Annotated in this window: 6 protein-coding genes; 1 reads left to right on the top strand and 5 read right to left on the bottom strand. The window is 43.9% G+C overall.

Translation table 11 applies throughout. From position 1 onward, the window contains the following. Window positions 1-69: 69 nt before the first annotated feature. The 5 genes from L1267_RS11765 to arfA all read right to left on the bottom strand — a co-directional run bounded on the left by L1267_RS11765 (window position 70) and on the right by arfA (window position 9,323). Entirely contained in the window at window positions 70-897 is an 828-nt protein-coding gene (locus tag L1267_RS11765; RefSeq protein ID WP_235382938.1) for a MipA/OmpV family protein, read from the bottom strand. Between the two features lie 247 nt (window positions 898-1,144). Then, window positions 1,145-3,778: a glycosyl hydrolase family 18 protein gene (locus L1267_RS11760; RefSeq protein ID WP_235382937.1), complete on the bottom strand. Its 2,634-nt coding sequence runs from the start codon at window positions 3,776-3,778 to the stop codon at window positions 1,145-1,147. Window positions 3,779-3,843: 65 nt separating this feature from the next. After that, complete coding sequence (locus tag L1267_RS11755; protein WP_235382936.1) at window positions 3,844-5,451, bottom strand: lytic polysaccharide monooxygenase; 1,608 nt, start codon at window positions 5,449-5,451, stop codon at window positions 3,844-3,846. A gap of 52 nt (window positions 5,452-5,503) precedes the next feature. Continuing rightward, window positions 5,504-8,668: a glycosyl hydrolase family 18 protein gene (locus L1267_RS11750; protein WP_235382935.1), complete on the bottom strand. Its 3,165-nt coding sequence runs from the start codon at window positions 8,666-8,668 to the stop codon at window positions 5,504-5,506. A gap of 463 nt (window positions 8,669-9,131) precedes the next feature. Next, window positions 9,132-9,323, bottom strand: a complete 192-nt coding sequence (arfA, locus tag L1267_RS11745; protein ID WP_235382934.1) for a ribosome alternative rescue factor ArfA — start codon at window positions 9,321-9,323, stop codon at window positions 9,132-9,134. Window positions 9,324-9,555: 232 nt separating this feature from the next. On the opposite strand from arfA, the gene L1267_RS11740 reads away from it, so the two are divergent. After that, on the top strand, window positions 9,556-11,433 hold the full coding sequence (locus L1267_RS11740) for a monovalent cation:proton antiporter-2 (CPA2) family protein (RefSeq protein WP_235382933.1): 1,878 nt from the start codon (window positions 9,556-9,558) through the stop codon (window positions 11,431-11,433). Window positions 11,434-11,674: the final 241 nt, after the last annotated feature.

Below are 11,674 nucleotides of genomic sequence, written 5' to 3'. Positions count from 1 at the left end.
AATATGGCTTAGCATTTACCAAAGTAAGCTGTTGGTTTACCTAGTTCAGTTAATAAATAAGTGGTTAAACTAAAACGTATAAATAACCCCAACGCCCACTTCAGCTTCGTAATCACTGCGTGCTATAGGGCTATCTCTGACTTCACTACTAAAATACTCGAACAACGCTTCACCATAGATTTGCCAATCACTGTTGAGGTTTTGTCGGTAATTATAATCAATACCAAACGAGCGCAATCCACCACTTAAATTTGTTTCTTCTAGGCCTGATGACGCTGATTGCATAGCATCAACACCAAAGCCATTATTGGCGTATTCACTGTCGTGTACTACAAACACAAGATTGATTTCAGAGCCTGTGCCGTCCGTTTGCTCACCGAATCGACGTCCAACACCAAATAAGGCTAAATTGCCGTTTTCACTGGCAACGAAACGACTAACTAACCAATAACGCCAATCTTGGGTAAATGAGCGGCGAGCTTGTAAAACTATTTCATACCCTTCTTCTTGATTACCAAGGCCATCTAATCTGCCATCGTCAGAATCACTTTCTTCTCGACCTTCTTCAAATCCAATCAAAGCATCTAGCAGCCATTGATCATTAAGTAATCCTCGCCAGCCAAATGCTTCTCCTGCAAAGTAATAAATATTATCACCACTGCGCCATTGCACGGCACCGGCTGGCTGTGCTTCCAGTCCAAATTCATCAGATCCTTCGTAAGCAGATTCATATTCTAACCCCACACCTAAGCCAAATGCCCAGCCATCTTCACCTTTGGTGAAATCATCAATAGATGGAAGGGGAACTAAAACTGTCTTATCTTCTTGAGCTAATGCTGTGTTATTAAAGGTAGTGTGTATAAGCAATAAAACGGCTAAATATATAAATTTTTTCATGGTACTTGTTCTGTTTATTAAATTGGTTGTTACATAAACAATTTTACGAATTCGCTTAGGATATGGTTCATAACTACTTTTGCCTATTTTCTTCTAATCCGGCAGCAAACTCGTAGCAGCACATTTACACCCCGTCATTAGCTCTTTTATCGCATCTCGCTAACTGCTACCCACAAAAAAGCAGCCATGCGGCTGCTTTGAAGGGAAATCACATTTTAATGATGGGCATTAAATGTGGTTATTACACTTAAAGTGCTTTCCATACATCCGCGACACCTGGCTCGTCTCCTTGAGTCCACCATTTCGCTTCGTATTTATTACCTTGGTAAGTGACTTGGTCGCCACCGTTGTAGATACCCGCCGCTTGCCACACAACATCACCGTTCCCATCGGTTGGTTGTGAACTTGCTTCCCATGGGCCACCTAAATCAGGGCGGTCACCTTGTGTCCACCACTTAGCTGTGTACTCTACGCCGTTGTACGTTACCTTATCACCACCTACATAGATTGCAGTATCACTCCAGCTGGTTTCACCATCTGGCGGAGTTGTTGTGCCAGAATCTGTCACGGTGACATTAAAGCTCACTGCTGTTGCAGTTTGACCATCACTTACCGAAACCGATACAACATAACTAGTATCTGCATCAACGCTGCCCGCTTGTAAACTCACATCAGCTCCTGAGCCCACTAACGTTAAGCCTGCTGGCACTGTCCAGCTGTATGAAAGCGCATCGCCATCAGCATCAGATGCCGAAACCGCAACAGCCACACTCGCCTCTTCTGCCATGGTTTTATCTGCAATTGCCGCAACCACTGGTACTTGGTTCTCACCTGTTGTTGGTGCTACAACATTCACTGTAACGTTACGGCTTACACTTGCCTCGCCATCGCTCACACTCACAGCAACCGTGTATTGCGTATCAGCAATCACTGATGGCGCTGTGATAACAAGGGTATTTGAATTTTCACCTGTTACTGTTAACGCGCTGTCAGCTGTCCAGCTAAAGCTTAGCGGATCGTTATCCGCATCAGTTGCCGATGCACTAACAGATACACTTTCGCCCGCATTAACAGATACGGTGCTTGATACAGATAGCACGGGCGCTCTATTGCTAGGCTCAGTGACTGTGCCGCCAAGTGCTTCGTGAATTGCGTTGAGGATATCACCATTATCAGCATCAATTTCCCATGCAAATAAGCCACCTAGGTTATATTGATTAACATAAGCACCTTTTGCCAAAACTGAACGACGGTTATCGTATGTAATTAATTTACCGTTGCTACGGTTCCATACATAAGCAGCTTCGGCTTGTTCGTCATAACCTGTTTCAAACCCATTGATGCCATTTTCAGCAGCTCCCAACATGTAAGTTTTGATGCCTTTATAATCGATAACACCGTCTTCCCATACACCTTGCGCTGTAGTGCCTTTTAGCTTGCCATTACCGGGGGCTGTCATTGGGTTATCAGCGATAGTCGCGTTTTCTGGATAAACACCTTCCCAGCCACGACCATACATAGCAGTACCTACCACGATTTTCTTCGACGGTACGTTTTGCGCAAGTAGATTTTGCACTGCGTTATCGGTTGTGTAAGCAGGGCCTTTATATGGAACGCCTTCTTCATCAACACCTGTGCCATCACACTGACCAACACGGAAATGCGATGAACAATAAAGCGCAGCCTGATGGCCCGTTACATTACTCCATGCACCATAATAGTCGTAGCTCATTAAGAAAATGTAATCCATATATTGTTGAGCTTGTGAGTAGTCGACATCTTCAATTTTGTCGTAACCTGCACCAATCGCTGATGTTAACTCATACTCACGGCCTGTCTCGGCTTCAAGCTTATCAAGCATCGCGCGCAGCTCTTGCATTAGCGCTACGTATGCTGGGCCGTCAGCAACTGGGTCGCCTAAGTTTGGATTAGCACCCTGACCACCCGGGTATTCCCAGTCAATATCAACACCGTCGTAGAACTTCCACGTTCTTAAAAACTCTTCCATTGATGCCACAAACGTGTCGCGATTGGCTTTATCGGTAAAGTAAGCAAATGGGTCTGATAAAGTCCAACCACCTACTGATGGTAAAATTTTCAGATCAGGATAACGCTGCTTTAACGCCATTAACTGCGAATACGTACCACGAATTGGGTCATTACTATCAACACCTGGTAGCGCTTTTTGAATCGCAGCCCATGGGTCGTGGATCACCACTTCAAAATCTTGCGAGCCTGCACAGGCAGTATTTAGCGCGTTTTTAGGCCCACCTGTTAACGAGTCATTAGGTCCACAAATTGGAATAAATCCATACAAGATATGACTGAGGTTTTGCGCTGGAATATTGGTTACATCATAGTCACGGCCATAAATACCCCACTCAACAAAGTAGGCACCGGTTACAAGACCGTCTTTGGTGCCAATATCTTGGTTGTTTGGATCATAATCCATCGGTAATGGCGCTAAGTGACCGCCATCTGTATCGGCAATAACAATTGGCTTACCTTCACTGCGAGCACAGGTAGTACCGCCTTCACATAGTTCTAAATATAATGTGTGACGACCGGCTTTATCATACGGGAAGCTAATAACACCACTTTTGGTGCCTGCTGCAAGTGACCCTTCATTAACCAGCATATCATCGAAATACACTTTGTAGCTGTCGCCGCCATCCCCACTCCATGCGTTCCATTCAATGCTGATGGTGACTTCATCTACACGGTTCACCAAGCTCTTATATGAACCTGTACCCTCAAGATCAACCTCAACAAATGAGTATTCTTGTGGCTCCCAAATAATGGTTGGTGTTGAAGGTGCTGCATTCGCTGCACTTGCAAAGAGTGCAACACCAATGGCTGCAGTTAATTGTTTTATATTCATGATTCTCTCTTATCTGTTTTTATATAGCGTTACGCTGTTATTGATAAAGTTTGAACTACAAAACTTTAGATTTCTGTCCATACTTGGCTGGCACCCGGTACATCTCCTTGGGTCCACCACTGCGCTCGATAGCGCTGTCCTTGATAGGTTACTTCGTCGCCGCCTTGATAGGCTTTGCCGCTTTTCCACTCGATTGATGCACTGCCAGATTCAAGCTGCCATGCATCACTACTGTCTGGTTGTGCGCCTTGGTTCCACCATTTCGCACTGTAGATTCCGCCGTTAAAACTCACTTTATCGCCCGTGTTGTATTGGCTTGTGCTATTCCAAACAGGCACGCTCGGATCAACAGGGTCAGGGTCGATTACAGTGCTATTAAGTACAGTCACGGTAAAACTTACTTGGCTTGTGAGCTCGCCATCTGACACCGATACACTCACGGTGTAACTTGTATCAGCATCCACAGCAGGGGCAGTTAGCGTGATGTTGGCATCGCTGCCCGTAAAGCTCAGTGGTGCAGGTACATCCCAGCTATAAGTTAAGGTGCTTTGTTGATCATCAAAGGCGTGCAGGTGTATCGCTGTGCTGCTTTCTTCTTCGACTTGAAGGTCATCTGGTTGATGAATAATTGGCGCGGTATTTTCAGGAGCCGCTTGTACGCTTAGTGCAAAGCTGTAGTTTGCATTCGTTGTAAAGACCTGATTAGTCATTAAATCAGACGCATCAAAGGCAATATCTCCGGCGCTATTTTGCACGCCAATATTAACTAAGTGCGCGTAATTAAGGTTTAACAGCGCTGCAAATTCAGCCTGCCAATTAGCTTGATTATCAGTTGTGATCTGCATTTGTTGAGTAAGTAACTCTTGGCCATTTTCATCAAATAACCGCGCTGACACACTACCGCCAACCTCGCCGTTTTGCCCTTGACGAACAAAGTAGCTGATTGCTGTCCAATCGGTTGGCTCTGTCGGGGTCGCATCGTTGACAATATTAATATCGCTACAGTTGTAGAAGCCTTCGCCACCGGCATCATCTCGTTGCCAGCGCGTGTATAAAATGGCATCGCCACTGCGTCCTTGTGGAATCGACACGCTCATTTCATAGTAACGGTCGTTGTTAGCGTCAATGCTAAAATCAACATTGCCGTACTCTTCAACAAGCTCTAGGTCATCCCACGTAAGCACTTGAGTCGCACTATCAAAGCCCGGTTTTGTTAAATAAAACTGCCAGAAACTTGGGTTATGCGGCGTACTCGCTAAAAAGCGCACTAAAATATCGCCTTTAGCATTAGGAATAACTTCACTGCGTTGCCAATGCGCTGAAGGTAAATCCATACCGCGTTTTTCTGGGTCGCCTGCTGCACATAATCGGCCATCAGGTACACTTTGTTTTACTGCATCAAGGTTTGTGTATTCAATGGTATTAGCTGAAAATTCAATGTCTTGCACAAACTGCACATGTCCTGCTTCAACAAATGCTGCACGACAAGCAAGGTTAGGAATACCCGTGCCATCTGCAGGCCACCAGTAACCGCCATCGGCATTACAAAATGCTTGGCGCGCCTTCGGGCTTTCTAAGAATCCGTGGGCATTCACATGGCTTGATGCACAGGCAAACAGCATGCTGGTTGCCACTGCCGATAAAGACAATGCCTTTGATTTCATTACTTTCATTGTTGTTCTCGCTGTAGAAATGCGGAGCAAAGTCCTTGCTCCGCTTAGTTGGTTAAAGCGTGCAACTCACCGTCCAGTCAGCCGATGTGCCTGGCTCTGTGCTCGTCCACCACTTTGCTTCGTAAATCACGTTGTTGTGATTCATTAGGTCGCCGCCAACAGCATGGCTTGGATTGCCAGCCCAATCAGTTTGCGGCCAATTTGGATACACAGGGATGCTTGCTACATCAACACCATTACAGCTTCCCTCGCCACCCGTATCACCACCGGTGTCACCGCCAGTATCACCACTGCCAGGAGTGCCATCTGGTAGCATTGGGTATTCGTATTTGAAGGCGTAGGTTTTGCCATTTTTCTCAATGGTGAAGTTAGTTGGCCCCGTAATTGGCATGTAGTACATAACTTGTGCCTCAACGGTTTCACCTGTGTTAAATGACTTTTCGATACCGCCCCACTCATTCACTAAGGTGATTGAAAAACGATGGAACTCATTTTCAAAGCCGCCGATATTATCGCCAGCTGCATTCGAGCCATTCGCTTCAACAGCCATGCCGAGCTTTTCTTGTGCATTCCAATTTGATTTGAAAATTGCAGAGGTAGAAACAGGCACATCAAAGCTGATTTTCGCGCCGCTTAAGTCGATATCTGAGTTATTGGTGAATGCGAATGTAGGTGAAATCGGGTAGTTATCATCACCAATTGGGAAGTCTTTCACCGTAAAACTTACGTCAACCGCTTCGCTTGGAATGGTAAAATCAACATTACCTTGATGAGTGTTATAAGCCACACCACTTTGGTTAAATTTATCGTAAGCAAGTGTAGTTAAGCTTGAGCCCATGAAGTACTCACCTTTCGCTGAGTCATAATCATAGTCACCGGCAAGCTCCCAAAACATGATGCCGCCAAGGCCATTGTTGATAACATAATCAACTTTGGTTGCCATTGATTGCTCATCTTCAATTGATAAGAAAACCTTTTTCTCTGCATTCCAAAGCCATGGAGCAACTGCTACATCATCGTAAAAACGTGTATAAGTACCTGTTAACACATCATCTGCATCGGTTTCTGGCGTTAGACCATAGATTTCAAGGTAAGAAGGGTTAATGCCGTTTTCGAGATTTTTCGCATGCCATAGTGGGTTCGAACCTGCTGGCATTTCTTCACCCACATCGTTCTTATCGTGCCATAGGTTATCTATGCCAAGTGCACCATTACCGCATTGGTTTTTCTCACCAACGCCAGTCCCTTTCGCACATTTTGATTGATCTGGCAGCGCTGCTTGGCCCCATAAACCATTAGTACCACCCGACACATCTTTAAAGCCACGGGTGTAATATGGAATACCAATATTGATTCGACCCGCAGAAACCGCGCCGCGGAAATAACGCACAGCCCAATCCGTATTTAAATAACCAATTCCTTCAAACTCTGCAGTGGTATAAACGCCCCATTGCGATAATTCAGAATCAAGGCCAGTATCAAACAAGGCTGCGTTGTGGCCTACATGTGAATTCCATGCACCATGTAAGTCATAAGACATAATGTTAACGTAGTCGAGATACTTCACGCTTTGGAATGTTTCCATGCCACGTAATAAGTAACCTGAAGATGGCAAAGCAATCGTTAATAAGTAGTGCTTGCCTGCTTTTTCACCTGCAATATCAAGTTCTTCGCGTAGTTTTTGCATCAATACACGATACGAGGCATTAAGACCTGCGCGACGTGCATTAGAGATAGGAAAATCATCAGGGTGGCCTGAGTCGTTCATTGACGATGGGTATTCGTAATCAATATCGACACCATCAAAACCGTAGGTTTCAATAAACTCAACCGCGCTTTTCGCAAAAGCATCAATTCCCGCTTGGTTCACAGAGCCATCGGCATTGGTTGTCATCGTGTAGAAACCACCGCTGTTTACGCGAGTACCGTCTTCACCAAAATAACCACCTGTTTCAGCCCAGCCACCTACAGAGATTAAGGTTTTTACATCTGGGTGTTGTTTTTTGAATTTATTGAGTAAGTTAAAGTGACCTGTGTAACTAAAACTTGGATCCATTTCAGCACCTGTAACGCCCGGCCAAGTCATATTTGTCGCTGGGTTGCCAGCTGCATTGGGATCACCAATCGAGACCTTGTTATTGCCATCAACATGCGCAAAGGCATAGTTAATATGGGTGATCTTGTCCCAAGGGATATCATTCACTAAGTAGCTTGGCTGACCATTGGCACCATTTCGCCAACTCGTAAAATAACCAATAACTCGACGTGGATGATCGGCGCCCATTTTCTCACGGCCATTTGTATCATACACGCTACAGTATGGGGTATTCACACCCGGTGTTTGGTATAAGCCTTGCGGTTTACAATCGCTACCAGGTTCTGTTGCTTCAACAACATTCACAACTTTGCTTTGCGTATTCGTCGCGCCTTCGTTATCGGTCACCGTTAAGGTAAATGAAAATTGTCCAAGTGCTGGAGCCTGCCACGTATAACTTGAAGAAGCGGCACTGGCTTGATGAACTTCAGTGCTGTTTTCAGTTAACGATAACGCAGTTACTTGGCCATCGCTATCAGTGCCAGAAAGCGCAAACACCACACTGTCACCCACCGTTACTTGTGATGGTAGTGAGCTAAATTCAATGCTCGCCACGGGCGCTTGGTTAACCGGCTCAACGTCATCAGATACACTCACTGAATGTGCGACCGCTGTAGAGGTTAGCCCTAAATCATCCGTTGCGACCGCACTTATCACATGGCTGCCTTGCGTTGCTTGCCAGCTCGCTGAATAAGGTGCGCTTGTCACAACACTCAGCGATGTACCATCAACAAAAAACTCAACATTTGCCACGCTGCCATCCGGATCCACAGCGACCGCATTTATGACAACGCTGTCACCACTAGTAAATAAAGAACCTTCTACTGGTGTTAAGCTGCTAATTTGAGGTGCTTGATTTTCGCTGACAACGCTGTCACAAGCGCCCAATAAACGCCACTCTTGATCGACACCAGAGGTCTCCACAGGATTGGTTTGCGTCCACCACTTCGCTTCATAAGCGCTACCTTGTGCTTGAACCTGATCACCACCAACATGAGTTTGCCCTTGTTGCCACACTTCTAAGTTGCTGCAATCAATCGCAGCCTGTGCTGTAAAGCCGTATAAACCTAGCGACAGCGCACTCAGTTTAAAGGCATTTTTTATTAATTTATGCGAGCTCATTCGCTCCCTCCGCCCAAAGTTTTGATAACATTTATTTTACAAATCCAACTTTAAAGTAACACAAAGCACTATCACGTCAAGCTCAAATTACCCATAAGCGGTAAATTACCAGTTATTTTTTATGTATAATTAAATGAAAAACACTAAAAAAGAATTAATTATTTATATCAAACAGCAAAAAACAAACTGATTCTACAAGGCAAAAGTGAACATAAAATTAACAATAAATTAACCAAAGGAAGTGCAGTACATCTGGGTTGTATGAAAAACAGGCAAAGCTTGTATTAGGAAAAACAAAAATAATTGAAGTATCTATTTTAGGTATATAACGAATAAATTAGTTTTTAGATAAAAATTTCTAAAAAAATTGACTTAAAATTATTCTTAACGCGAATTTTAGGTAAAAAAAAAGCAAACACTGAGTGTTTGCTTTTCACAAAAATCCTATTTGATCACAACTTAATTAAGCAGCGATTAAATAGGACTCTCGTCCTGCATGTTTTGCCTTACGTTGATAAGCGCCTTTACCTTTTTTTGGTTTCTCTACTTTTGCTGCAAACAGCTTAGATGTCACCAATGCGGCGTACACATTGTCGTTAATTACACCGCGACCAGTATCAACTTGGCCTTGTGTGCGTTGTTTCTTTTTGCTCATTTTTTGCTCCTATTAAATGTGTTGCGAGTATATACCTAGCCAAACTCTACGCAAGCGATTTTTAAGAAAAAACAATGATTTTTTACCCCTCACTTTATCTTAAGCACTTTTACTAAACATCATACCTTGTTGTCATTTTATAGACTAAATTCGCATTTTGATTGCATTCACTACCTAACTGCTGGCAAAACTAGCAAAAACAACCATAGTTAATTAAAAAAACAGGATTACGATGACTGACTTTCTCTTAATCGCCTACATTTTTCTTCTGGCCGGCATTATTGCCGTACCTATTGCAAGTAAATTAGGGCTTGGCTCTGTGCTTGGCTACTTACTCGCAGGTATTGTTATTGGGCCAACACTGACATTTTTAAATGTTGATGTGATTGCCATCCAGCATTTTGCTGAGTTTGGTGTGGTAATGATGCTATTTATTGTTGGTTTAGAGCTTGAACCCAAAGCACTGTGGTCTATGCGAAAACAGCTTATTGGTCTAGGTGGTGGGCAAGTAATTTTATCCGCTGCCGCCTTTACAGGTATAGGCTTAGCGTTTGGTCATGCTTGGCAAACAGCTCTTACAATAGGCTTAATATTATCGCTTTCATCTACCGCGATTGTGCTGCAAACGCTTTCAGAGCGTGGGCTGTTAAAGTCAGATGGCGGCCAAGCCTCATTTAGCGTATTACTCACCCAAGATATTGCTGTAATACCTATGCTTGCGTTTATTCCATTGCTTGCTTTACCAGAATTAGCGCCCGCAATTGCAGATACAGCCCATGCAAGCGAAGACGCGCATGCTGGTTTAAGTTTAGTGGCAAATCTTGAGGGCTGGCAAGCTGCGCTGGTAACCTTGGGTATGATTGCACTAGTGATCTTTGGTGGTAACTACTTAACAGCACCGATTTTTAGATTTGTCGCACAAGCACGGCTTCGCGAACTATTTACCGCAACGGCTTTATTCTTTGTTATTGGTATCGCTTTGATGATGTCATTGGTTGGCTTATCACCTGCGCTTGGCACTTTTTTGGCAGGTGTTGTGCTTGCAAATTCACCTTATAAACATGAACTCGAAAGCAATATCGATCCCTTTAAAGGGCTATTACTAGGTCTATTTTTTATTACCGTTGGTGCGAGCATCAATTTTCAATTACTCGCTGATAACCTCGCTACTATTGTGCTATTAACTGGGGCACTGATTGCAACTAAAACAGCTGTGTTGTTAATTTTAGGCCGTGTTTTTGGCCTTAGAGGCGCCTCACTCTGGTTGCTAGCACTGGGGCTTGCGCAAGCTGGTGAATTTGGTTTTGTATTACTTGCTTACAGTGTGTCTAACAATGTATTGGCAGCAGCCCTTGCCGACCAGTTATTACTGGTTGTGACCTTATCAATGCTGCTCTCACCGGGCTTATTCATTCTGTATCAACGTGTGATAGCGCCTCGCTTTATTTGTGAGCAAGCCAAGCGAGATGAAGAAGAGTTTCCTGATGATAGCCATGTGATCATTGCAGGCTCAGGCAGAATGGGTGGCCTTGTTGACCGTATTTTGCAAGCAGGTGGATATAACACCACCGTAATTGATTATAATTATAAACAACTTGAAGCACTTGAACATGTTGGTATTCGTAACTTCTTTGGTGATGCAACTCGTCCAGATTTACTCAGTGCAGCTGGCATTGGGGATGCAAAATTACTGGTTGTAGCACTTGATGATGCCGAGCAAATAACTAAACTCGTGCGTTATGCTATGCAAAATTACCCGCATTTACATGTTGTTGCCCGTGCAGTAGACCGTCACCATGTGTATGAATTATGGACATACGGTTGTCGCGATATTATTCGCGAAACGTACGACAGCACTATGCGGATGGGCCGTTCTGCTTTTGAAGCGCTTGGTATTGAGCGAGAAAAAGCCCAAGAAATGGTCGATATCTTCAGTGAATTTGATAAAGAGATGCTTAGAGAAGCAGCAGACGCTTACGAAATAGGCGTACCGTTTGAAGAGAACCAAGCCTATATCGATTGCATTAATAAGCTGTTTGAAGAAAAAGAGCCTAAAATTAAACAACAAATGCGCGAGATATGCGAGCGAGTTGTTAGTAGTTCGAAATAGCAAAAATATTACAATTATGGAGGAGGTGTTTTCACTTCCTCTTTATCTTCTCATTAACTTCTCTTTGTGAAAATAATTTGAACCACAGAGATGTATGGACTCCCCTCCCACAGGGGGGGTAACGTAATAAGCGACAAAACTTTTACAAAAGGAGTCCATACATGGTGAATCTTAACGTTATTGCGATTGATTTAGCAAAAAATAATTATCAAGTTTGTAAAATAGGTAAAGAGCGACAAGT

Origin of the sequence: Pseudoalteromonas sp. OFAV1 (assembly GCF_021532595.1) — a bacterium.
Lineage (GTDB): Bacteria > Pseudomonadota > Gammaproteobacteria > Enterobacterales > Alteromonadaceae > Pseudoalteromonas > Pseudoalteromonas lipolytica_C.
This window is presented reverse-complemented; position numbering and strand designations above follow the sequence as displayed.